Annotated in this window: 15 protein-coding genes; all 15 read left to right on the top strand. The window is 58.1% G+C overall.

Features of this window, described 5'->3' with window-relative positions; translation table 11 throughout:
- Positions 1 to 110 precede the first annotated feature (110 nt).
- The 15 genes from serC to ACW9UL_RS14540 all read left to right on the top strand — a co-directional run bounded on the left by serC (position 111) and on the right by ACW9UL_RS14540 (position 24,250).
- Positions 111 to 1,196, top strand: coding sequence for a 3-phosphoserine/phosphohydroxythreonine transaminase (gene serC / locus ACW9UL_RS14610; RefSeq protein WP_122108509.1), 1,086 nt, complete (start codon positions 111 to 113; stop codon positions 1,194 to 1,196).
- A 1-nt stretch (position 1,197) separates the two neighbouring features.
- On the top strand, positions 1,198 to 2,292 hold the full coding sequence (gene pheA / locus ACW9UL_RS14605; protein WP_021445090.1) for a prephenate dehydratase: 1,095 nt from the start codon (positions 1,198 to 1,200) through the stop codon (positions 2,290 to 2,292).
- A gap of 96 nt (positions 2,293 to 2,388) precedes the next feature.
- Complete coding sequence (gene hisC / locus ACW9UL_RS14600; protein ID WP_457787453.1) at positions 2,389 to 3,498, top strand: histidinol-phosphate transaminase; 1,110 nt, start codon at positions 2,389 to 2,391, stop codon at positions 3,496 to 3,498.
- Positions 3,495 to 5,735 (top strand): bifunctional prephenate dehydrogenase/3-phosphoshikimate 1-carboxyvinyltransferase, encoded by a 2,241-nt coding sequence (locus ACW9UL_RS14595; protein WP_457787452.1) that lies wholly within the window; start codon positions 3,495 to 3,497, stop codon positions 5,733 to 5,735. Before hisC ends, ACW9UL_RS14595 begins: the two co-directional genes overlap by 4 nt.
- Positions 5,732 to 6,397 (top strand): (d)CMP kinase, encoded by a 666-nt coding sequence (gene cmk, locus ACW9UL_RS14590; protein WP_021445093.1) that lies wholly within the window; start codon positions 5,732 to 5,734, stop codon positions 6,395 to 6,397. Before ACW9UL_RS14595 ends, cmk begins: the two co-directional genes overlap by 4 nt.
- A 146-nt stretch (positions 6,398 to 6,543) precedes the next feature.
- On the top strand, positions 6,544 to 8,226 hold the full coding sequence (rpsA, locus tag ACW9UL_RS14585; protein ID WP_021445094.1) for a 30S ribosomal protein S1: 1,683 nt from the start codon (positions 6,544 to 6,546) through the stop codon (positions 8,224 to 8,226).
- A gap of 357 nt (positions 8,227 to 8,583) precedes the next feature.
- Positions 8,584 to 8,868: an integration host factor subunit beta gene (ihfB, locus tag ACW9UL_RS14580; protein ID WP_003243558.1), complete on the top strand. Its 285-nt coding sequence runs from the start codon at positions 8,584 to 8,586 to the stop codon at positions 8,866 to 8,868.
- A gap of 218 nt (positions 8,869 to 9,086) precedes the next feature.
- Entirely contained in the window at positions 9,087 to 10,583 is a 1,497-nt protein-coding gene (locus ACW9UL_RS14575; protein ID WP_457787451.1) for an MBL fold metallo-hydrolase RNA specificity domain-containing protein, read from the top strand.
- A gap of 59 nt (positions 10,584 to 10,642) precedes the next feature.
- Positions 10,643 to 11,776 (top strand): non-hydrolyzing UDP-N-acetylglucosamine 2-epimerase, encoded by a 1,134-nt coding sequence (wecB, locus tag ACW9UL_RS14570; RefSeq protein WP_457787450.1) that lies wholly within the window; start codon positions 10,643 to 10,645, stop codon positions 11,774 to 11,776.
- Positions 11,777 to 11,778: 2 nt separating this feature from the next.
- A complete protein-coding gene (gene wecC, locus ACW9UL_RS14565) occupies positions 11,779 to 13,038 on the top strand; it encodes a UDP-N-acetyl-D-mannosamine dehydrogenase (protein WP_457787449.1) in 1,260 nt (419 codons plus the stop codon).
- A 24-nt stretch (positions 13,039 to 13,062) separates the two neighbouring features.
- Positions 13,063 to 18,387, top strand: coding sequence for an FkbM family methyltransferase (locus ACW9UL_RS14560; RefSeq protein WP_457787448.1), 5,325 nt, complete (start codon positions 13,063 to 13,065; stop codon positions 18,385 to 18,387).
- 8 nt (positions 18,388 to 18,395) lie between these two features.
- The gene (locus ACW9UL_RS14555; RefSeq protein ID WP_457787447.1) at positions 18,396 to 19,418 is read left to right on the top strand and encodes a hypothetical protein; all 1,023 of its coding nucleotides are present in this window, start codon (positions 18,396 to 18,398) and stop codon (positions 19,416 to 19,418) included.
- Positions 19,419 to 20,133: 715 nt separating this feature from the next.
- Positions 20,134 to 21,189, top strand: coding sequence for a glycosyltransferase family 4 protein (locus ACW9UL_RS14550; protein WP_457787446.1), 1,056 nt, complete (start codon positions 20,134 to 20,136; stop codon positions 21,187 to 21,189).
- Complete coding sequence (locus ACW9UL_RS14545) at positions 21,189 to 22,511, top strand: glycosyltransferase family protein (protein WP_457787445.1); 1,323 nt, start codon at positions 21,189 to 21,191, stop codon at positions 22,509 to 22,511. The genes ACW9UL_RS14550 and ACW9UL_RS14545 overlap by 1 nt, the downstream gene beginning before the upstream one ends.
- Entirely contained in the window at positions 22,508 to 24,250 is a 1,743-nt protein-coding gene (locus ACW9UL_RS14540; protein WP_457787444.1) for a hypothetical protein, read from the top strand. The genes ACW9UL_RS14545 and ACW9UL_RS14540 overlap by 4 nt, the downstream gene beginning before the upstream one ends.
- The last annotated feature ends 30 nt before the right edge of the window (positions 24,251 to 24,280 follow it).

Raw genomic sequence — 24,280 nt, 5'->3', positions numbered from 1 at the left:
TGGGGGCTTTGGCCGCGACTGTCGCCGCTGAAGCGCCCCCACAGGCGCGGTAACAGTGTGGACATGCCATCGCCTGGTGGTGGCGTTCTGTGAATCTGAGAGAGACAGACGTGAGCAAGCGAGCTTTTAACTTCTGCGCCGGCCCGGCCGCGCTGCCGACCGCCGTACTGGAACGCGCCCAGGCCGAGATGCTCGACTGGCAGGGCAAGGGCCTGTCGGTGATGGAAATGAGCCACCGCAGCGACGAGTACGTGGCCATCGCCAGCCAGGCCGAACAGGACCTGCGCGACCTGCTCGCCGTGCCCAACGACTACAAGGTGCTGTTTCTCCAGGGCGGCGCCAGCCAGCAGTTCGCCGAGATTCCGCTGAACCTGCTGCCGGAAGAGGGCGTGGCCGATTATGTCGAGACCGGCATCTGGTCGAAGAAGGCCATCGAGGAAGCGCGTCGCTACGGGCGCATCAACGTCGCCGCCAGCGCCAAGGCGCACGACTACTTCGCCATCCCGGGGCAGAACGACTGGCAGCTGTCCAAGGGCGCGGCCTACCTGCACTACTGCAGCAACGAGACCATCGGCGGCCTGCAGTTCGACTGGGTGCCGCAGACCGGCGACACCCCGCTGGTGGCGGACATGTCCTCGGACATCCTCTCGCGCCCGCTCGACGTCTCGCAGTTCGGCCTGATCTACGCCGGTGCGCAGAAGAACATCGGCCCCAGCGGCCTGGTGGTGGTGATAGTGCGCGAGGACCTGCTCGGCCGCGCCCGCTCCAGTTGCCCGACCATGCTCGACTACAAGGTCTCGGCCGACAACGGCTCGATGTACAACACCCCGGCCACCTATTCCTGGTACCTGTCCGGCCTGGTGTTCCAGTGGCTCAAGGAGCAGGGCGGCGTCGAGGCCATGGAGCGTATCAACCGCGCCAAGAAGGACCTGCTGTACAAGGCCATCGACGGCAGCGATTTCTACAGCAACCCCATCGCCCACAACGCCCGTTCCTGGATGAACGTGCCGTTCCGCCTGGCCGACGAGAAGCTGGACAAGGTCTTCCTCGCCGGTGCCGACGCGCGCGGCCTGCTCAATCTCAAGGGCCATCGCTCGGTGGGCGGCATGCGTGCCTCCATCTACAACGCGGTCGGGATGGATGCGGTCGAGGCGCTGGTGGCCTATATGGCCGAGTTCGAGAAGGAGCATGGCTGAGATGTCCGAGCAGGAACTGCAGGCCCTGCGCCTGCGCATCGACAACCTCGACGAACGCATCCTCGAGCTGATCAGCGACCGCGCGCGCTGCGCCGAAGAAGTGGCGCGGGTGAAGATGAAGGAACTCAAGGAAGGCGAGTCGCCGGTGTTCTACCGCCCCGAGCGCGAGGCCCAGGTGCTCAAGCGCATCATGGAGCGCAACCAGGGCCCGCTGGGTAACGAGGAAATGGCGCGGCTGTTCCGCGAGATCATGTCCTCCTGCCTGGCCCTGGAGAACCCGCTGAAAGTCGCCTATCTCGGTCCCGAAGGCACCTTCAGTCAGGCCGCGGCAATGAAGCATTTCGGTCACGCGGTGATCAGCGTGCCGATGGCGGCCATCGACGAGGTGTTCCGCGAAGTGGCCGCCGGTGCGGTGAACTTCGGCGTGGTGCCGGTGGAGAACTCCACCGAGGGTGCGATCAACCACACCCTCGACAGTTTCCTCGAGCACGACATGGTGATCTGCGGCGAAGTCGAGCTGCGCATCCACCATCACCTGCTGGTCGGCGAGACCACCAAGACCGACAAGATCACCCGTATCTATTCCCACGCCCAGTCCCTGGCGCAGTGCCGCAAGTGGCTGGATGCGCACTACCCGAACGTCGAGCGCGTGGCGGTCTCCAGCAACGCCGACGCCGCCAAGCGGGTCAAGAGCGAGTGGAACAGCGCGGCCATCGCCGGCGACATGGCGGCCAATCTGTATGGCCTGACCAAGCTGGCCGAGAAGATCGAGGACCGCCCGGACAACTCCACGCGCTTTCTCATCATCGGCAGCCAGGAAGTGCCGCCCACCGGCGACGACAAGACCTCGATCATCGTCTCCATGCGCAACAAGCCGGGCGCGCTGCACGAGCTCCTGGTGCCGTTCCACAACAATGGCATCGACCTGACCCGCATCGAGACCCGGCCGTCGCGCAGCGGCAAGTGGACCTACGTGTTCTTCATCGATTTCGTCGGTCACCACCGCGATCCGCTGATCAAGGACGTGCTGGAGAAGATCGGCCAGGAGGCCGTGGCGCTCAAGGTGCTGGGTTCCTATCCGAAGGCGGTGCTGTAACCCGCGTCCTCGTAGGAGCGGCTTGAGCCGCGATATTGGCGACTGAAGTCGCTCCTGCGAGGCCTGTGGCGCTCGGTCGAGACAATGAGGTTTGTGATGAGTTGCGATTTCCTAGCCCTGGCCCAGCCAGGCGTGCAGAAGCTGTCCCCCTATGTGCCGGGCAAGCCGGTCGACGAGCTGGCCCGCGAGCTGGGTCTGGATCCGGCCGGTATCGTCAAGCTGGCCAGCAACGAGAACCCACTCGGCCCCAGCGCCAAGGTGCTGGCGGCGATCCGTGCCGAACTGGACGAGCTGACCCGTTATCCGGATGGCAATGGCTTCACCCTCAAGACCGCGCTGGCCGCCCGCTACGGCGTGGGCGCGGCGCAGGTCACCCTGGGCAACGGCTCCAACGACATTCTCGAGCTGGTCGCCCGCGCCTACCTGGCGCCGGGGCTTAACGCCGTGTTCAGCGACTACGCCTTCGCCGTCTACCCCATCGCCACCCAGGCGGTCGGCGCGCAGGGCAAGGTGGTGCCGGCCAGGGACTACGGCCACGACCTGGGCGCCATGCTCGCGGCCATCGACGCCAATACCCGCGTGGTGTTCATCGCCAACCCCAACAACCCGACCGGCACCTGGTTCGGCCCGGCCGCGCTAGACGCTTTCCTGGCCAAGGTGCCGGAGTCGGTGTTGGTGGTGCTGGACGAGGCCTATATCGAATACGCCGAAGGCGATGAGCTGCCGGATGGCCTCGATTACCTGGCCCGCTACCCGAACTTGCTGGTTTCGCGCACCTTCTCCAAGGCCTATGGCCTGGCGGCGTTGCGCGTGGGCTATGCGATCAGCTCGCCGGCCATCGCCGATGTGCTCAACCGCGTGCGCCAGCCGTTCAACGTCAACAGCCTCGCGCTGGCCGCTGCCTGCGCGGCGCTCGCCGATGCCGAGTACCTGGCCGAGAGCCGTCGCCTCAACGATGCCGGCATGCAGCAGCTGCAGGATGGCTTGCGCGCTCTGGGTCTGAGCTGGATTCCCAGCAAAGGCAACTTTATTGCCGTCGACTTTGGCCGCGACACCGCGGCGATCAACCAGGCGCTGCTGCGCGAGGGCGTGATAGTGCGGCCGATGGCCGGCTACCGCATGCCCCATTTCCTGCGCGTATCCATCGGTCTGCCGCAGGAGAACGCGCGCTTCCTCGAGGCCCTGGCCAAGGTGTTGTCGGCGTGACTGTCACCGCAGTGCAATCGAGCGCCCCTAAGATCGGCCGCCTGGTGGTGGTCGGCCTCGGCCTGATTGGCGGCTCCTTCGCCAAGGGCCTGCGCGAGCGCGGCCTGTGCCGCGAGGTGGTGGGCGTCGATCTGGATGCCGAGTCGCGGCGCCTGGCGGTGCAGCTGGGCGTGGTCGATCGCTGCGAGACCGATCTGGCCGCCGCCTGTCAGGGTGCCGATGTGATCCAGCTGGCGGTGCCTATCCTGGCCATGGAGAAGTTGCTGGCCGAGCTGGCCAAGCTCGATCTCGGCGATGCGGTGCTGACCGACGTCGGCAGTGCCAAGGGCAATGTGCTGCGCGCCGCGCGCCTGGCCTTCGCCGGCAAGAGCGTGCGGCTGGTGCCGGGCCACCCCATCGCAGGCTCCGAGCAGAGCGGGGTGGAGGCGGCCAAGGCGACGCTGTTCCGCCGTCACAAGGTCATCCTGACGCCTTGCGAGCACAGCGACGAGGCGGCGCTGGCGCTGGTGGAAGGCCTGTGGCGCGAGCTGGGTGCGGATGTCGAGTCGATGGAGGTGGAGCACCACGATCAGGTGCTTGCCGCCACCAGCCACCTGCCGCACCTGTTGGCCTTCACCCTGGTCGACTCGCTGGCCAAGCGCAGCGAGAACCTGGAGATTTTCCGTTACGCCGCCGGCGGCTTTCGCGACTTCACGCGGATCGCCGGCAGCGATCCGGTGATGTGGCACGATATCTTCCTCGCCAACCGCGAGGCCGTGCTGCGCACCCTGGACACCTTTCGCGACGACCTCGACGCCCTGCGCGACGCGGTCGACGCCGGGGATGGGCATCAACTGCTGGGCGTGTTCACCCGCGCCCGCGTGGCCCGCGAACATTTCAGCAAAATTCTGGCCCGCAGGGCCTATGTGGACGCTATGCACTCGACCGATCTGATTTTCCTGGCAAAACCCGGTAGCAGCCTGTCCGGACGCATTCGCGTGCCCGGCGACAAGTCCATCTCGCACCGCTCGATCATGCTCGGCTCGCTGGCCGAAGGCACCACCGAGGTCGAGGGCTTCCTCGAAGGCGAAGACGCCCTGGCCACCCTGCAGGCCTTCCGCGACATGGGCGTGGTGATCGAAGGCCCGCACCACGGTCGGGTGACCATTCATGGTGTCGGCCTCAATGGCCTGAAGGCGCCGGCCGGGCCGCTGTACATGGGCAACTCCGGCACCTCCATGCGCCTGCTCTCAGGCCTGCTCGCTGCGCAGCCGTTCGACACCACCCTGACCGGCGACGCCTCGCTGTCCAAGCGTCCGATGAACCGTGTGGCCAAGCCGCTGCGTGAAATGGGCGCGGTGATCGAGACTGGTCCGGAAGGGCGTCCGCCGCTGACCATCAAGGGCGGCCAGCGCCTGACCGGCATGGACTACGAGATGCCGATGGCCAGCGCCCAGGTCAAGTCCTGCCTGCTGCTGGCCGGCCTGTACGCCGCCGGCAAGACCTCTGTGACCGAGCCGGCGCCGACCCGCGACCACACCGAGCGCATGCTGCGCGGCTTCGGCTACCCGGTCAGCGTGGAGGGCAGCACCGCCACTGTCGAGTCCGGGCACAAGCTCAGTGCTACCCGTATCGAAGTGCCGGCCGATATTTCCTCGGCGGCCTTCTTCCTGGTGGCGGCGAGCATTGCCGAAGGTTCTGAGCTGGTGCTGGAGCACGTCGGCATCAACCCGACCCGCACCGGGGTGATCGACATCCTCAAGCTGATGGGCGGCGATATCAGCCTGGAAAACCAGCGCGAGGTGGGCGGCGAGCCGGTGGCCGATATCCGCGTGCGCTCGGCCAAGCTCAAGGGCATCGATATTCCCGAAGACCTGGTGCCGCTGGCCATCGACGAATTCCCGGTGCTGTTCGTCGCTGCCGCCGCTGCCTCCGGCCGTACCGTGCTGCGCGGCGCCGAGGAGCTGCGGGTCAAGGAGTCCGACCGTATCCAGGTCATGGCTGACGGTCTGGTCGCCCTGGGCGTGAAGGCCGAGCCGACTCCGGACGGCATCGTCATCGAAGGTGGCGCCATCGGCGGCGGCGAAGTCTGGGCGCACGGCGACCACCGTATCGCCATGTCCTTCAGCGTCGCCTCGCTGCGCGCCAGCGCGCCGATCCGCATTCACGACTGTGCCAACGTCGCCACCTCCTTCCCCAACTTCCTCGCCCTGGCGGCCGAAGTCGGCATCCAGGTGGCCGAAGAGGGCAAGGCATGAACGCCCCGGTGATCACAGTCGACGGGCCGAGCGGTTCCGGCAAGGGCACGCTTTGTGCCCTGCTGGCCAAGCAACTGGGCTGGAACCTGCTCGACTCCGGTGCGCTGTACCGCCTGCTGGCCTTCGCCGCCGGCAACCACGGCATCGACCTGACCAACGAGGAGGCGCTCAAGCAACTGGCCGCCCACCTCGATGTGCAGTTCACCGGCAAACGCATCGTCCTCGAAGGCGAGGAAGTGACCGACGCCATCCGCAACGAGCAGATCGGCGCCGGCGCGTCCATGGTCGCCTCGCTGCCGGCGGTGCGCGAGGCGCTGCTGCAGCGCCAGCGCGCCTTCCAGGAGGCGCCGGGGCTGGTGGCCGATGGCCGCGACATGGGCACCGTGGTGTTTCCCGATGCGCCGCTGAAGGTCTTCCTCACCGCCAGTGCCGAGGAGCGTGCGCGTCGCCGCTACTTGCAGTTGAAGGCCAAGGGCGATGATGTTAATCTCGCGAGTCTTCTCGACGAGATTCGGGCGCGCGACGAGCGCGATACCCAGCGCGCGGTGGCGCCGCTCAAGCCGGCTGCCGACGCAATCCTGCTGGATTCCACCGAGCTGTCCATCGAGCAAGTGTTAGAGCGCATTCTGCGCGAGGTCGCCGATCGCGATCTCGCCGGGTAAGAGCCACAGCTGCCTAAGCTGACCGGCTCGCAAGGAGGCATGCGGGAGACCAGTCCTAGTCCCGCAGGCCTCTTTTTACATGAACGAACCCACATTGTCTGGAGTGTGGTTTGGGCGAATCCCCGCCCTTGACAACAGGAATCAACATGAGCGAAAGCTTTGCAGAACTTTTTGAAGAAAGCCTGAAATCCCTCGACATGCAGCCGGGCGCCATCATCACCGGCATCGTCGTCGACATCGACGGTGACTGGGTTACCGTCCATGCCGGTCTGAAGTCCGAGGGCGTCATCCCGCTCGACCAGTTCTTCAACGAACAAGGCGAGCTGACCATCAAGGTTGGTGACGAAGTCCACGTTGCGCTGGACGCGGTTGAAGATGGCTTCGGTGAAACCAAGCTGTCCCGCGAGAAAGCCAAGCGCGCTGAGTCCTGGCTGGTTCTGGAAGCTGCGTTCAACGCTGAAGAAGTGGTCAAGGGCGTTATCAACGGTAAGGTCAAAGGCGGCTTCACCGTTGACGTCAACGGCATCCGCGCGTTCCTGCCGGGTTCCCTGGTCGATGTCCGTCCGGTGCGTGATACCACTCACTTGGAAGGCAAAGAGCTCGAGTTCAAGGTCATCAAGCTGGACCAGAAGCGCAACAACGTTGTCGTTTCCCGCCGCAGCGTGCTGGAAGCCGAGAACAGCGCCGAGCGCGAAGCCCTGCTGGAATCCCTGCAGGAAGGTCAGCAGGTCAAAGGTATCGTCAAGAACCTCACCGACTACGGCGCCTTCGTGGACCTGGGCGGCGTAGACGGCCTGCTGCACATCACCGACATGGCCTGGAAGCGCATCAAGCACCCGTCCGAGATCGTCAACGTTGGCGACGAGATCGACGTCAAGGTCCTGAAGTACGACCGCGAGCGCAACCGTGTCTCCCTGGGTCTGAAGCAGCTGGGCGAAGATCCGTGGGTTGCCATCAAGGCCCGTTACCCGGAAAACACCCGCGTCATGGCGCGCGTCACCAACCTGACCGACTACGGCTGCTTCGCTGAGCTGGAAGAAGGCGTTGAAGGTCTGGTACACGTTTCCGAAATGGACTGGACCAACAAGAACATCCACCCGTCGAAAGTCGTCAACGTCGGCGACGAAGTGGAAGTCATGGTTCTGGACATCGACGAAGAGCGTCGTCGTATCTCCCTGGGTATCAAGCAGTGCAAGACCAACCCGTGGGAAGACTTCTCCGGTCAGTTCAACAAGGGTGACAAGATCTCCGGCACCATCAAGTCGATCACCGATTTCGGTATCTTCATTGGTCTGGACGGCGGCATCGACGGCCTGGTTCACCTGTCCGACATCTCCTGGAACGAAGCCGGCGAAGAAGCCGTGCGTCGCTTCAAGAAGGGCGACGAGCTGGAAACCGTCATCCTGTCGGTTGACCCGGAGCGCGAGCGCATCTCCCTGGGCATCAAGCAGCTGGAAGACGATCCGTTCAGCAACTACGTCTCGATCAACGACAAGGGCACCATCGTCCGCGGCGTCGTGAAGGAAGTGGATGCCAAGGGCGCCATCATCGACCTGGGCAACGAGATCGAAGCTACCCTGAAAGCCTCCGAAATCAGCCGTGACCGCGTTGAAGACGCGCGCAACGTCCTGAAGGAAGGCGACGAAGTCGAAGCCAAGATCATCAGCGTCGACCGCAAGTCCCGCGTTATCAGCCTGTCCATCAAGTCGAAAGACGTCGAGGACGAGAAGGACGCGATGAAGGAACTGCGTAACAAGCAAGACGTTGAAAGCACCGGCCCGACCACCATCGGTGATCTGATCCGTGCTCAGATGGAAAACCAGAACTAAGTTCGGGTAACTCCATCAAGAAAAGGGCGACCCTCGGGTCGCCCTTTTTGTTTCTCGCCCTCCTGAATCTCGCCACTGTCGAGATGGATTTACCCGCAAACCTCGCGCGTGAAGCGCCATGGCTGTGGGGTAGGGTGGTTTCCGCCGGCATGCGTACAAAGGTGCGGTATATGCCCGATGCCGCCATGGCCTGCGCGGCGTTGCCGGGCAAGGGCTTGCGCGCATGCGCTCGGCTATATAAGGCGATCACTCCCCAGATTGCGCTAACACCTTGTTTTTTAGGCTGTTCAAATCCTGATCAGCATGCTAAAACCACTCTATCGAGTGATCTAGCCGCTTGAAAAAGAAGGGAAAACCATGACCAAGTCGGAGTTGATCGAAAGAATTGTCACCCACCAAGGTCAGCTGTCCTCCAAGGATGTCGAGCTGGCTATCAAGACCATGCTGGAACAAATGTCCCAGGCACTGGCCACTGGCGACCGCATCGAAATTCGCGGCTTCGGCAGTTTCTCTCTCCACTACCGCGCCCCGCGCGTGGGCCGCAACCCGAAAACCGGCCAGTCGGTGCGCCTGGACGGCAAGTTCGTGCCACATTTCAAGCCGGGCAAAGAGCTGCGCGATCGGGTTAACGAAGACGAGTAGTACCGCTCGGCGAGGGCGTTCGCTGACCGACCAGTCCCGTGGCGTCAAACCTTCGTCTTGCTTGCGAAAAAATAAAAAGCATGCAAAATGTGCGGGGTATCACATTGCCACTTAGCTGGCTTCATATTTGATTCGTCGGCACCTTCTTTGCCGAACTAAGTGATCCGCACCTTGGGGCTGAGTCCCTGTAGTTTTCGTCAGCGTTAAGGGATTGACTCGTGCGGTACCCCTCCATTCTTCATCACGGCGCCGTTTCCGGCGTGACCGGCTCCTGCCATCAGTTGCAGATGGACGCCGAGCATGCGCTTCTTGTCGACTGCGGATTGTTCCAGGGAGCCGAAACCTCGCCAGAGGGGCGGGCAGGGGCCAACCGACTCGATATCGACTTCTCCCTCGCCGGTATCCGCGCATTGGTCGCCACCCACGTGCATATCGACCATGTCGGGCGCATTCCCTACCTGCTGGCCGCAGGTTTCAAAGGTCCCATCCTCTGCAGCGAACCCTCGGCGAAGCTCCTGCCCATCGTGCTGGAGGACGCCTTCAAGCTGGGCTTCAGTCGCGATCAAGCCAAGGTTGCGCGCTACCTCAAGCTGATCGAGCAGCGCATCGTCGCCTTGCCCTACAAGACGTGGTTCAGCCTGATCGATAGCGCGCAGCTAAAGGCGCGGATCCGCCTGCAGCGCGCCGGCCATATCCTCGGCTCGGCCTATGTGGAAGTGGATCTGCACTATCCGGCGACAGGCGAGCGCAGGCGCGTGGTCTTCTCCGGCGACCTCGGTGCGCCCCATGCACCGATACTGCCGGCACCCAAGGCGCCGCACCGCGCCGATATTCTGGTCATCGAGAGCACCTACGGCGATCGCCTGCACGAAGACCGACGCAACCGCCGCAAACGCCTCGAACAGGTGCTCGAGCAGGCCCTGGCCGACCAAGGCACGGTCCTGATCCCGGCCTTCAGCATTGGCCGCACCCAGGAGCTGCTCTATGAGCTGGAAGACATCATTCACCGCAAGAGGCGGAGTGCCGCTCTTAATCCCCCTCTCCCTTCGGGAGAGGGGCTAGGGGTGAGGGGAGGCAGGGTGAGGGGGAGCGCCTCGGCCATCAATTGGCACAACCTACCGATCATCCTGGATTCTCCGCTCGCCAGTCGCTTTACCCGGGTCTACCGGGAACTTGAACCCTTTTGGGATGCCGAAGCGCTGGCGCGAGTCAGAAGTGGGCGCAAGCCGCTGGCCTTCGACAACCTGCTGACGGTGGACAGCCATCAGGCTCACCTGGCCATGGTCAACCGCCTGGTGCAAACGGCGCAGCCGGCCATCGTCATCGCCGGTAACGGCATGTGCTCCAGTGGCCGGATCGTCAACTACCTCAAGGCCATGCTCGGCGATGTCCGGCATAATGTATTGTTCGTCGGTTATCAGGCCGAAGGCACGGTCGGCAGGCAGATCCAGCGCTTCGGGCCGAAGGGCGGATTCGTGGAAATGGACGAGCAGCGCTATGCCATAAGGGCGCAAGTCCATACCATGGGCGGTTATTCGGCGCATGCCGACCAAAAAGGATTGGTCGGATTCGTTACTCGGATGCGCCATTGGCCGTCAGAGGTGCGGATCGTGCATGGCGATTCGGCTAGTAAGCTAGCACTTGCTAACGCGCTAGCTTCTCGCTACGAGCAAGCGTCCCGCAGTGCGCGTCTTTTGATTGCTGGCTCCGAATGACTTCGGGGTGCGGCATATTTTTGTTTATTGAAAAGTAGAACGTGAGTGGTGTGGTTTAGATGACGATAAAAACGCTCTGTGTCTTCGGGACGCGTCCAGAGGCTATCAAGATGGCGCCGCTGGCGCTGGCGCTGCAGGATGATCCACGTTTCGAGGCGAAAGTCTGCGTTACCGGTCAGCATCGACAGATGCTCGATCAGGTGCTCGACCTGTTCGAGCTGGTGCCGGACTTCGACCTCAATATCATGAAACCAGGTCAGGATCTCACCGACGTCACCAGCTCAATCCTGTTAGGCATGCGTGAAGTGCTGGCGAGCTTCAAGCCTGACGTAGTGTTGGTGCATGGCGATACGGCGACCACTTTCGCGGCCAGTGTCGCTGCCTATTATCAGCAGATTCCGGTTGCTCATGTGGAAGCGGGCTTGCGCACCGGCAACATCTATTCCCCATGGCCTGAAGAAGGCAATCGAAAACTCACTGGCGCACTCGCTACACTGCACTTCGCACCGACCGATACCTCTCGCGGCAACCTGCTCAGGGAGGGTGTCGACCCTGACAGTATCCTTGTCACCGGGAATACGGTTATCGATGCCCTGCTTCAGGTCGTCGCAAAGCTGGACACGGACGGCGCATTGCAAACGCAATTCGCTTCCCGTTTCCCCTTCCTGCATCCGGATCGCAAGTTGATCTTGGTCACCGGGCATCGCCGGGAAAGCTTCGGTGATGGCTTCGAGCGCATATGCCAGGCGCTAGCCGAGACCGCTCAGCGTTTCCCTGAGGTGGAGATCGTCTACCCCGTTCACCTGAACCCGAATGTACGCGAGCCCGTCAATCGTCTGCTGGCGGGTATCGACAATGTGCACCTGATCGAGCCGCTCGATTACCTGCCGTTCGTCTACCTGATGAATCAGGCTTACCTGATCCTGACCGACTCTGGCGGTATCCAGGAGGAGGCGCCCTCGCTTGGGAAGCCGGTCCTGGTAATGCGTGACACTACCGAGCGCCCAGAAGCCGTCGAAGCTGGCACGGTGAAGCTGGTCGGCACCGACGTGGCAGCGATCACGTCCGCTATTACAACCCTCGTCACCGACGAAGCGGCTTACTGTCAGATGAGCTTCGCTCACAACCCCTACGGTGACGGCAAAGCCTGCCAGCGCATTCTCGAATCCCTTTCCCAACTTAAGAAGCAGTGATCATGCCGTTCAAGACTATTTCCGTTATCGGGCTTGGCTACATTGGCCTGCCGACCGCCGCCGTCTTCGCCTCACGTAAGCTCAAGGTCATAGGCGTAGATGTTAATCAGCACGCAGTGGATACCATCAATCGAGGTGAAATCCATATTGTCGAGCCCGACCTGGATATGGTCGTACATGCAGCCGTAACCGAGGGTTACTTAAAAGCCACCACCAAGCCTGAACCTGCCGATGCCTTCTTGATCGCGGTGCCCACTCCGTTCAAGGGGGATAACCATGATCCGGATCTGAGTTATATCGAGGCTGCCAGCAAAGCCATCGCACCGGTACTGAAGCAGGGGGACCTGGTAATTCTCGAATCCACCTCGCCTGTTGGCGCCACCGAACAGATGGCTGCCTGGTTGGCCGAGGCTCGGCCGGATCTGAGCTTCCCGCAAACCCACGGCGAAGATTCCGATATTCGCGTTGCCCACTGCCCTGAGCGTGTCTTGCCTGGCCACGTGCTGCGCGAGTTGGTACAAAACGACCGTGTCGTCGGTGGCATGACAGCGAAATGTTCAGCAGCAGCCTGCGCCCTTTACAAGACCTTTGTGGAGGGGGAATGCGTTGTTACCAACGCGCGCACCGCCGAGATGGCGAAGCTTACCGAAAACAGCTTCCGTGATGTCAACATTGCCTTTGCCAATGAGTTGTCGATCATCTGCGACAAGCTCGATATCAACGTCTGGGAGCTGATTGCGCTGGCCAATCGTCATCCGCGAGTCAATATCCTGCAACCTGGCCCGGGAGTGGGCGGGCACTGCATTGCAGTAGACCCCTGGTTTATCGTCAGCAAGACCCCGGAGCAGGCGCGCTTGATCCGCACAGCTCGTGAGGTCAACGACAGCAAGCCGGAATGGGTGCTGGGCAAAGTAGATCAGGCGCTGGGTGCGTACCTGGCAGCCAACCCGGGCAAGACAGCTAGTGACGTTGCTATTGCTTGCTTCGGGCTGGCATTCAAGGCCGACATCGATGATTTGCGTGAGAGTCCTGCATTGGCTATTGCGTCCGAATTGCTACGCCGTCATCCCGGTGACGTCATGATGGTCGAGCCCAATATCGATAGACTTCCAGCCGCCTTGAGCAACGCCTCTCTAGTTAGCATTGATGAGGCCCTCAGTCGCGCGGCGATCATTGTGCTGCTGGTGGATCATCAGGAGTTCAAGAACGTCTCTCTGCCAGAGCATATAAAGGCAGTAGATACCCGAGGCTTGTGGAAGTAAGACGTTAATTACAAGGCATAGATAATGATTAAGCAGCAACTCTTGCTGGATGGGGCCAGCTATAGCATCTACCTGCCAGATGCCGAAAGGGACTATATCCAAGGGCGGATCGTCAAGGACCAGCAGCCCTACGAGCTTGAGATGCTGCGCGATATGGCTGCACGTCTGCAGCCTGGTGACTTGGTTTTGGATGTGGGGGCCAATATCGGCAATCACACCTTATATCTTGCGAGTGTTGCCGGTTGTCGGGTGCATGCGTTTGAGCCCAACAAGCATCTATGTGACGCATTGATGCGATCTGCCGAGCTCAATGGTCAGGGTGACCGGGTAGTCGTGCATCAGGTTGGCGTGGCCGCGAACGAAGGCGTGGCCCGTTTTTCCCATCTTGACCCAGCTAATCTAGGTGCTCAGTCGCTGGAGCAGGTTCAGGATGCCGATGAAGATAGTATTCAACTTGTGTCATTGGACCAAATGCAATGGCCCTATCCGGTCAGGATGATCAAGATCGACGTTGAAGGGATGGAAGGCGACGTTATAAAGGGGGCGCAACAGCTGATTCAGCGAGATAAGCCGATTTTGTATGTCGAGAGCCAAACCGCAGAGGATTTTGAGTTGCTGAGTAGCCAGCTCAATGCACTTGGTTACTTGTATTGCGCTACCTTTAATGCGACTCCTACGCATGTTTTTCAGCATGAAAATTTTATTTCCATGTCTGATGATGTGCCTCTGCTACTTGCAGAAAAGGCTCGACAGCTTTATGCCTTTAAAAAAGAAACGGCTGAGCTTCGGAGTAATTTGCAAGATTGCAATCTCAAATATCGTGAGACCAACGAGCGTATCAAACGGTTGGCAGAGCAGCGTGATCAGGCCTCCGCTAAATACCGGGAAGCCAGTTCGCATATTGATTTGCTCAAGCTGAATATTGAAAAACAGCAACTGCGTATCAAGGAGTTAGAATTTGAGGAGCAAAAGCTATCTGTCAGTCAGAGTTTAGAGGCTGAAAGGGCCGTTCTCCAGCTTGAGCGAGAAAAGGCGGCTCATGAAATGGGTCTTGAGCGCTGGGCAAACCATAAGGAGTTCGCTGAGCGTGAAATTTCTGGCCTCAGAGAGCAACTGGCTCAGCATGAGCGGCAGGTTGATTTACTTCAAGTGGAACTGGCCAGGCGTTCAGAGCTTCTGAACCAAGCCAACGAAAAGTATCTGCACGTAACGGGGCATCAGGTACCGCAGCTCAAAGAGGAACTCGCAGAGCAGGCCAGTTACGTGGCTGAGTTACAACAGCGCATGGCGCAACAGGAGCAGCAGCACGCCCAAGTCCGTACTCGTCTAGAGGCTGATGCCCGTGCGCTGGAAGAATTGCTTCAAAGTGTTCAGGGTGAGCGGGAGGAGCTAGCTAGACACTATCGTGATGTTCAGCAGGAGCTAAGTGCCCGAATTGAGGAACTTAATCAGCTCAACCAACACCACCTAGCGACCAGTCAGACCGTACCTCAGCTTGAAGAGGCTCTCGTAGGTGCCCATGAGAGGATTTCAGAATTGAGAGCGCTTCTCAAGGAGCAAGAGCATCAGGCTCAAGCTAATGCAGAGATTGTGAAGAGCGTTCACTCCCTGAAGGAAAATTTGCAGAACGTCTTGAACGAGAAAATTAAACTTGAGAGCCGGCTCCAGACAGCCCAGCAGCAGCTTGATAGTGCCAATTTTAAATACCGTCAAGCGACGGGGCAGGAGATCCCGCAGTTAAAGCAGAAACTAAGCGAGCAGGTGGAGCGTACACGTGTACTGCAGGAGCGCGCAGAGAAACTGAACGGTGAATTAAAGCAGGCCCGGCAGGCGAAGGCCGATGCCCAGCGAGCTTTGTCTTCGCTCCGCAGCAGTTTGGCCTACAAAGCAGGTCTGCATCTGCGTGCCGCAAGCGTTTCGTTCAGAGATGCCCTCAAGCTGCCTGTGCGTCTGTGGCGCCTGCGTCAACAAGTGCGACCTGGCCGTGATGTGCCCCGGCAGGCGGAATTGTTGTCACCGCCGACAGCCAATGACCACGGGGATTTGCGGACCGATGTCTTGGCCTATGAACCGAATAACCAGGTTCGCATGGCCTGTATCATGGATGACTTCACCTTTGGTTCTTATCAGTCGGAGTGTCAACTTCTTCAACTGACGCCTGGAAATTGGTCGGCGGAACTGGAGGCGTTTCAACCTGAAGTGCTGTTCATCGAATCAGCCTGGCGTGGGAAGGACGAACTATGGGGCAGTAAAGTAGGACACTGTAGCCAGGAATTGCAGGGTATTGTCGCTTGGTGCCGTGAACGACATATTCCCACGTTGTTCTGGAACAAGGAAGACCCGGTTCACTTCGAAACCTTCCTGACCACTGCGCAGTTGTTTGACTTCGTCTTTACCACGGATATGGACTGTATTCACCGGTACAAGGCGGCCCTTGGGCACGAGCATGTCTATTTCCTGCCGTTTGCCTGTCAGCCAGCGGTGCACAACCCGATTGAAAAGTATGCCCGTAAAGACGCCTTCTGCTTTGCCGGAGCCTATTATGTGCGCTATCCGGAGCGAACCCGAGACTTGGAAAGCTTTGTCAGGGAGCTGCCAGCCTATCGACCTCTGGAGATCTACGACCGAAACTACGGCAAGAACGATCCCAACTATCAATTCCCAGTCGAATATCAGCCCCACATTGTTGGAACGCTGCCGTTTACCGAGATCGACAAGGCCTATAAGGGCTATCGCTATGCGATCAATCTTAATTCCATCAAGCAATCGCAGACCATGTTTGCTCGGCGCGTCTATGAGTTGTTGGGGTCCAATACCCTGACCATCAGCAATTACTCACGTGGCGTGCGTCTGATGTTCGGCGATCTGGTTGTCACTAGCGACAGCGGCAATGAAATCCGCCGCCGGCTCGAGCAGCTCGAAGTCGACTCAACGGTTGATAGACTGCGCCTGGCAGGCTTGCGCAAGGCGATGAGCGAGCATACCTACGCCGATCGGTTGAACTACATCCTGGAGAAAATCACCGGGCAACCCCGTGCTCGTCAACTGCCGGCGTTTACGGTTATCGCCATGGCAAACGACCAGCATGAGGCACTGGCTACTATCACCAATGCGCAGAGGCAACAGGGCGTTGAGCTGGAACTGCTACTGGTTTGTGGCAACTCGCTGAAAGAAGCTACTGCGCAAGCGCTACTCGAAAGTAGTTCGCTCAAAGGCCGGGCTGTGTCAGGTAGAACGCTGCGCGAGCAACATTTGCAGGAGCTTGCCGGCGACCAGCGCTGGGTTTGCGGCATGCATGCTGCGGATTACTATGGTGCCCACTATCTGCTGGATATGGCGCTGGCCACCCGCTACAGCGCTGCGCAGGTGATCGGCAAGGCGGCCTACTACAGTGCAGACGGGCAAGGGGCGGCGGTGCTGAACAACGCGGGAAGTGCCTATCATACCGGGCAGTTCCTGGCTGCCCGGCGGGCTGTCATTCATCCGGCGTTCGCCCAGACACAGAACGCCCGAGAATGGCTGCAGGCTCTGGCGGACTTGAAGTACAGCGTTGTGGATCAGCTGGCGATCGACAGCTTCAACTACTGTGAAGGTGCGGGTAGCGATGCGGCAAGCGGCATAACTGCGCAGATCGACGATGTGGCGGTCAATCAAGGTATATCTCTGGCGGATCTCGACGCGATGGCCGAGGGCATCGCGCCAATGCAGAGCGACCTCGAGCATGCTCCGTGGCTGGATGGTGCTCAGCTCGCCCATGCATTGCTGGGAGAGCCCTTTACCTGGCTGAACGGACACGGCCTGGCAGCGTCGAAAGATGAAGAGCGCAGCGTGAAGCTGACCCGCAATGAGGCGATCAGTGCGCGCCTGATTGGTCCGTTGCTGGAGGTCGATTCGAAGTTGCCGGATGGCAAGCACGAATACCTTTACGCCGCCAAGAACCTGCCGCTGCTCAGCTTGCAGGAGCAGCTGCGCGCAGAAAAAGACCAGCGCATACCCTTGCATCTGCAGATAGACCCGGGGCTCAACCTGTCGTTGGTCGTGCTGTATCTGGATGCCGATAAGCAGCGCATGGGGCATGAGGTGCTACAGGCCAATCGCAACACTTACATCACGCCGCTGGATGGCACCCATTATGTGCGTCTAGGGTTGCGCGTCTATGCCGGTGGTAGTTGCAAGATTCATCGTCTGGTATTGGGGCATCTCGATCTGGAGCCGGCCAATATCCTTGGCCAGTCCGATGTACTGCTGCTTACCAACCATTACCCCAGCTATGACGACCTGTATCGCAATGGTTTTGTGCATAGCCGGGTAAAGGCCTACCGCGAGTATGGGGTTAGCGTCGATATTTTCCGTCTGCGTAAAGATCAGCCCATCAGTTGGCATGAGTTTCAGGACATCGATGTGACCACGGGCTCTCAACAAGCCCTGCGACGGATGCTGGCCAGCGGCCGTTATCGCCATATATTGGTACACTTCCTCGATCCGGATATGTGGGAAGTGCTAAAGGACTTTATTGATAATATCAAGGTGACGGTCTGGGTGCATGGGGCTGATATTCAGCCTTGGTATAGGCGCAAATTTAATATAGAAACGCCTGAGCAAGAGAAGGCTGCAATAGCCGTCAGCGAAAAGCGAATGGTGTTCTGGCGCGCACTTTTGAACCCAATGCCGGCCAATCTGCAGATGGTGTTTGTATCAAAATATTTTGCGGAAGAGGTGATGGAGGATCTGGGGTTCAGGTTGCCGGACGAGCGCTATCATGTTATCCACAATCCTGTGGATACAGATCTGTTTAGTTATGCGGAAAAAGATCCTGAACAGAGAAAGAAAATTCTCTCGATCAGGCCATATTCTTCCAAGGTGTATGCAAACGATTTGGCGGTGAAGTGCATTGAAGAGCTGGCGAGAGAGCCATTCTTTGGGGAGCTTGCTTTTCATATTATCGGGAATGGTGCTTTATTTGATGAGACAGTTGAGCCGCTGAAGAAGTATACAAATGTCACGATAGAGAAGAAGTTTCTCTCTCAGTATGAAATTGCTGCTCTGCATAAGAAATATGGAGTTTTCCTCTGCCCATCTCGCTACGACACTCAGGGCGTTTCTAGGGATGAGGCAATTTCATCTGGTCTGGTTGCTGTTGTTAGTGATGTTGGTGCTGTGACGGAGTTTGTCGATCCTGAATTGACTTTTGTTGTTAAGGCTGAAAGTTATGAGGGGCTGGCTTCATCAATTAAGTGCCTGTATGAGAATCCAGATTTGTTCGTAAGAAACTCTAGACTGTCCTCTGCGCATGCTTGTGCCAAGGTTTCGAAGAAAAGTATTGTTTCTAAAGAGTTAGAATTGTTTTGAGGTTGCTCATGGGTTTGGAAGATTTTTCTTGCGACTTAGAACTGATTGGTAATACGTTGTTTTGCAAGGTTGGTGGTGTCGGGGATTATATTTTTGCTTACTATGTCTATTTCAATGGTGGGGTTATTTGTAAGACAGGGTATACGAAGGATAGCCAGTTTTTGTTTGAATGTGTGGGGGCGGGTAGATACTTCGTTACGGCCTTTTTTAAGGATAAGCAGGGGCAGAGGTTCTCGAGTGCGTCAAGATCTGTTTTTTTATTTAAGCAGCAGCCATTGTCGGAGGTTGGGATCTCGGATTGTGCAGTTAAATCCAGCGTAGGAGGATGGGATTTTTATTGGTTGTTCTATCCGGCAAGGAAGCGTGAAAATAAGTTATTTGTGTTGTTATCAGGCGCTATAGACAGAGAGAAGACTGCGCCGCCCGTATTTAATAGGTATTCATGGGCTGAGAAGGGTGTGTTTCCAGGTGGTGTCCTTGTTATATCGGATCCGTCTGTGAGTCTGGATGGTTGTTTAGATTTAGGGTGGTATATAGGTGATGTTGATGGCGGTGTCAGCGAAGGCGTTTGTGATATTGTCAGGTTTTATCTGCGTCTTCTGGGTTTGACTATTGAAGATGTTGTATTCTGGGGGTCGTCTGGTGGTGGCTTTGCTGCTATATCTGCCTCAATAAAGATGCCTGGATCAAAGGCGGTTGCAATTAATGCTCAGGCGAATATATTGAGGTATGAGGTTAGGAGAAGTGTTGATAAGTTTTTGGATTTTATTGGTGTGTCTCGCCTTGGTAGTGAGGTTGAGAATAATCCAGAGATAAACTTGCTCGTCAGGAATATGGCGACGGGCAGGATTCTGCTAGCTCAGAATGTGTTTGATAGGCATCATTTGGAATGTCATTTTTCTAATATGCTTTGTCATTTAAGGCGATGTGGTGCGCTTTTTAAGGTTTACATGATAGTTGATGAGAGAGGGCATGTCGGTGAAACGGTTGAGGATGCGTTAAATATTATAGGTGAAGTGCTTGAGTTGTGAGCTTGGCGGTGAGGTTCGGCGGCTTTCGCGATAGTGGTGTTGGTGGGGCTGTGATGCTTGCTCTTTGAGGTTTTTTGATTGTTTTAGTGAAATATTGGAGTTTGCCGGTTGGTACCTCTGTTGTGCCGAGGTTGAACTGTCGTGGCCTGGTTTTGGGGTGAGGATGCATGATGCCTTTTTCGGCTAATGAATTGCTGATTCGCATGTTGCGCGTAGAGGCTGAGACTGCACGTGCAGAAACGGATGCGCTCATAAACAGCTTGCGTTACCGTTTGGGGGATCTACTGCTTCAGGCACTACCCATATCGTGGCGATCATTCCAAGTTTTTCCCAGAGTTTATGCGCTTTTTTCTACCTACCGCCGGAGCGTTAGGGGGCGTGTTGGGGGGGGGGCAACTAGATCGGCAATGGTTTCTTTGTCTGCCACTGCGTTGCGCTGTAATTCCATTGAATTTGCCCAGGCTGCGGCTGACATTTCACTGCATAACGATGTTTGGTCTACTAATGACTCGAACTTGCTGGTCGCCCGTTTGGATATGGCACCGGTCAGTCAATTGATTCTTCGCGATATCAGCGAGCCCATTGCGCGACGACTTGGACGTTTGCAGTTGCAAGGGTGTCGAATCATCTGGTGGCCATCTCTTCCAGAAACAGATGATCCTTTACAGCAGTACGCGCGATCACTGGCCGACGAGTGTCGCTATGGAGTATTTTCTTGAACCTGCTTTACGCCTACCGCTATGGCATTGTTGGTGGGGTTTCAACTCAGTTGCTGCTGCGACAGCAAGCCATGCGGCAACAGGGGCATCGCTGTGATTTGTTCTTCAGCCAGGATAATGGCTTGCGCGCCTTATTGCCGCTGCAGCAGGGCGCGTACTTCGGGACTGATCATTCATACCGCAGCCTGTTGAGGCAGGGTGGGTATGATCACGTGGTGGTGATCGATACACCAGAACTGCTGGCTCAGAGCTTTCCGACATGGTGGCAGCCGCCGCGCAGGGTATGGCTGGATGTGCATACCACCACCGCCAATGGTCTTGCTTATCTCAATCATCTCGATGTCGGGCGTCTGGCGGGTGTTATGGTGCCTACGCATTATTCTGCGTTACTCGTCGCCAAGCGCCTGCCAGGCATTACGCCACAGGTGTTGCCCAATGTGCTGGATCACGGGGTTTTCTCTCTGCAGCCGGAGCATGGCGGTGAAGATTCCGCAGCGGGCGTGCGGCATTTTATCTGGGTGGGCAAGCTCGATGGGCACAAGAACTGGCGGTTGGCATTGATCTATGCCCATATGCTCAAGGAGCTGTTTGGTACGGTCCAATTGACAATGGTGGGAGGCTATACCGCACCTGCTGAAACCGGAGAGGCACTGTTTGAACTAGCAGGCAAACTTGAGTTGCTGGACTCGCTGCGTTGGATCGACCGTATCGACAATCAGGCGCTGGCAGCGCTCTATCGCCGGTGTGGTGATTCTGGCGGGGCCATGCTGGTCACCTCTCGGGATGAGTCCTTCGGCATGGCGGCTGCCGAGGCGCTTATGTGCGGTTGTCCGTTGATCACCAACGATCTGCCGGTGTTTCGCGAAGTCTTTCCCGATTCGGACATGATCAAGCGAGTGGATATCTGGCAGCCCGAGCAGTTCGAGCAGGCTGCCAAAGCGCTTCTGGCAGTGCCAGATCAAGAGACTTGCCGGCACATGTACGAACACTTGTCCTCCACCTACGGCCCAGCAGCTTTCATGGCAGCACTCAATGCGGCGCTGGAGTCGTGATGCACAAGCGTACTGATCCACCTCAACAGGAGTTGCAGGCCCAGTTGCAGGCGCTGCGGCAAGAGCACCAGCGGGTGGTGACGAGTTTCAGCTATCGCCTGGGTCTGTTGCTGACCTCGGCGATGCGTTCACCCAGGAGTCTGATTCGCTTGCCCCTCGACCTCTGGCGGCTCTGGCATGAGCGTCGTGCCGCTACGGGGCCTAAAACAGCGGATCCACAGCTCGTGGCGCAGATCGCCGGCGAATGGAGGGGCTTGGCGCAGCGGGCGCGGGAGGAGCAAAAGTCGCTGGTGGTGCTGTTTTCCGGCACCACCTCGGTGCAGGGGACGCGCGGCAACCGCCCGATCCGTCAGACGCAAGCGCTGCTGCGTTCGGGCGCTGCGGTGTTTTTCAGTTATCACCGCTCACGCACGGATGAAGGCTTGCCCGAGTCGCAACATCCACTGCTATTGCAAAGTCCGGTCGATATCACCTTGACGCTCCTGGAAACACTTGCAAATACGGACCTGCAAGGCTGTCGCAAGCTGTTCGTGGTCTCTTATCCCTTGCCGGGCGTCGAGCGCTTCGTCGATCTGTTCCGGCAGCGCGGCTGGGGTGTCGTTTACGACTGTCGGGATGACTGGGAGGAGTTCGCCAAGGTCGGCATGGCGCGCTGGTTCAATGCGTCGGTCGAACGTCAGTTGGTGCGTGACTGCGATGCGACTCTTTGCGTTTCCGGGCCGCTGGTGTGCAAGATGCAAGACCTCGCAACTGGCAGCCGGGTACTGCTGATGCCGAATGCGGTGGAGCGGGATTATGTCTCTGCTGAGTATCGGCGCCAGCCCGTCCAGCCGAGCATCGTCGGTTACTTCGGGCATCTCTCGCCTGCGTGGTTTGATTGGGATGCCTTGAAGCGAGTGGCCGAGATGCGTCCTCATCTGCGCTTCGAGATCATTGGCCACTCTGAGCCTGCCGGGTTGCAGTTGCCCGTCAACATCGTGCTGTTGGGCCCCAAGCCTTGGCACGTACTGCATGAATATGCCGCCCGCTGGAGTGCGGCCATCATCCCGTTCCGCATGGGTCCGCTTGCCGATGGCGTGGATCCGATCAAGATCTATGAGTATCTCGCCTTGCAGTTACCCGTCGTGTCTTTTCGAATGCCGCAGATAGCCAGCTACCCCTATACCTGGACGGTCGACTCCCTGGAGGCGTTCTGTCGTGCGCTGGACGACGCCTGCCGCTGCCAGCCTGACGCCGGGGTGCTGGGTGATTTCATCGCTAGCAACACCTGGGAGGTTCGCGCGGTACAGTTGCTGGACTGGGCCAAGACGGGACTTGAATGATGTTTACGGTTTTGCGTTCGCTCCGCTGGTTGTTGTCCCTGGGCAAGAAAATCGGGCGGGTAGCCTTTGGACATACGTTGCTGATCGTTTGCTTGACGCTTGTATCGCAGGTCGCCGCCTTGCTTGCGGCTTTCTTGCCTTTGAAGGTCGTAATTCTGCTCGGCTCCGAGGGTATCCCCAGCTACCTCCCTCCCGATTTGGCTGCACTCGGCCGAGATAGCCTGATTGGCTTGCTTTGCCTGGGGACGCTGGGGGTTTTCCTGTTGCACTTGCTTGCTGAGCGCGTCATAGGTGTTGCAACGGTCTCGGGGGCAGGGAGGTTGCTGCAACGAAGTCATAAGATGGCGTTGTTTGAGAATCAGGATGATCAGGCTCGAGATGCTTATCTGCGGTTCTCGCGAATAGTTGCTGCTGCGGTATTTGTTTCGCTGAGCTTGTTCTTGTTGACATGCTTTTATCCTGCAATGGCAGCGGTGCAGTTGAGTTATCTCTTGCTCGTTACGCTGATTTTTGCCGCAGTAGTATCTTTCAATACAGAGCTTGAGCGGCGGCTTGCAAATGCACCCACCAAGTTGGCTACATTGCTCAATGTGCTTTCGGGGCTAGGCTTCTTTGTGGTCTTTGGCTTCTTGGTCGCTGATTTTTTGCTGCTGTCGCAGCCGAGTGTGATCCTGGGAATTGTGGCTTTGCTGCTCAGTCGCCAGGTACTGCAAAAAGCCGTTACCCTGGTTACTGATGCCAATGCGCTTTTGCGTCAGCGTGCCAGGTTGGATGCTTTGTTCTTTCATGGCAAGGTTCTGATGCCTGCCTTGACCAAAGAGCAAAGCTCTCTGTGGAGTCTGATGATGCCTGCGCGACGTGCCGATTGGGTAAAACCCGTGCTGCAGGAATATACAGGCTATATTGATGGTCCTGTCAGTTTTTCATGGCAGGAAACCGCTGTTTTAAACGCTGCATCCTTGCGAGTCGAGGCCGGCGGTAAGGCTTATCTTCTCAAGTTGTTTGCCGCTAATCGAAGTGCCGCAGCTATCCATGAGTCAACCCTGATGTTGGAGGGAATTGCCGAGCTTCCGGCATTCCCATTGCTGGGTGTCACAAAGGTTGGAGAGCTTCAATGCCTTATTTATGAGTGTCCTGCCGACGCTGGCGTTGAAATCAAGAATCTTGTTCCTGTGGTTGGTAAACTCAATGCCAAGCTCATGTCGATCAGACCGCCGGAACGCCTGCAGATGCTTTATAAGCGCTCGCATCCAATGCTTTGGCAGCGTTTGGATATACAGGCGCTCAATGGTTTGGAAGTTGCAGTTAATGGCAGTGACGATCAAAACATATTCGAGCAATTGCTGGCGGCCTATCCAAGGATAGTTTCCAGGTTGCAGGAACTGCCCTTGTATATCCATGTTCCGGATATTCAACCCGCTGACCTCTACCAGCATCCTGATGGTATGGCCTATTTTCTAAACTGGACTCGTTGGGCGCTGGAGCCGCTTGGTGCTGGTTGGTTGGTGCTCGGATACTGGTTTAATGAACTCGCCGCTGTGTTCGAGAACGCAAAGGTAGCTTCTCCTGAACTGAGCGAGTATCCCTTGGAACAGGTTGAGTTGGCTGCATTGTGTTTCGCCTTGGACCAACATTGTCAGCGTCGACAGTATCGTCAGGCGTTGGCCTTGGCGCCCAAGATTCTCGAGCGGCTTGAGGCCTTGGAGAGCCGTTCGGCGAAAACAGAAGTTGAAGCTTGACCGCGGTTGATGTGGCTTTGAACTAGCTGA

Source organism: Pseudomonas sp. PL-6 (assembly GCF_054110165.1).
The sequence above is the reverse complement of the archived record's forward strand: the minus strand, read 5'-3'. Positions and strand labels throughout refer to the sequence as shown.

Bases quoted from the DNA above. Each gene is read 5' to 3' on its own strand.
- pheA (WP_021445090.1), top strand. From the start codon at position 1,198: ATGTCCGAGCAGGAACTGCAGGCCCTGCGCCTGCGCATCGACAACCTC.
- hisC (WP_457787453.1), top strand. From the start codon at position 2,389: ATGAGTTGCGATTTCCTAGCCCTGGCCCAGCCAGGCGTGCAGAAGCTG.
- cmk (WP_021445093.1), top strand. From the start codon at position 5,732: ATGAACGCCCCGGTGATCACAGTCGACGGGCCGAGCGGTTCCGGCAAG.
- rpsA (WP_021445094.1), top strand. From the start codon at position 6,544: ATGAGCGAAAGCTTTGCAGAACTTTTTGAAGAAAGCCTGAAATCCCTC.
- ihfB (WP_003243558.1), top strand. From the start codon at position 8,584: ATGACCAAGTCGGAGTTGATCGAAAGAATTGTCACCCACCAAGGTCAG.
- wecB (WP_457787450.1), top strand. From the start codon at position 10,643: ATGACGATAAAAACGCTCTGTGTCTTCGGGACGCGTCCAGAGGCTATC.
- wecC (WP_457787449.1), top strand. From the start codon at position 11,779: ATGCCGTTCAAGACTATTTCCGTTATCGGGCTTGGCTACATTGGCCTG.
- ACW9UL_RS14560 (WP_457787448.1), top strand. From the start codon at position 13,063: ATGATTAAGCAGCAACTCTTGCTGGATGGGGCCAGCTATAGCATCTAC.
- ACW9UL_RS14555 (WP_457787447.1), top strand. From the start codon at position 18,396: ATGGGTTTGGAAGATTTTTCTTGCGACTTAGAACTGATTGGTAATACG.
- ACW9UL_RS14545 (WP_457787445.1), top strand. From the start codon at position 21,189: ATGCACAAGCGTACTGATCCACCTCAACAGGAGTTGCAGGCCCAGTTG.
- ACW9UL_RS14540 (WP_457787444.1), top strand. From the start codon at position 22,508: ATGATGTTTACGGTTTTGCGTTCGCTCCGCTGGTTGTTGTCCCTGGGC.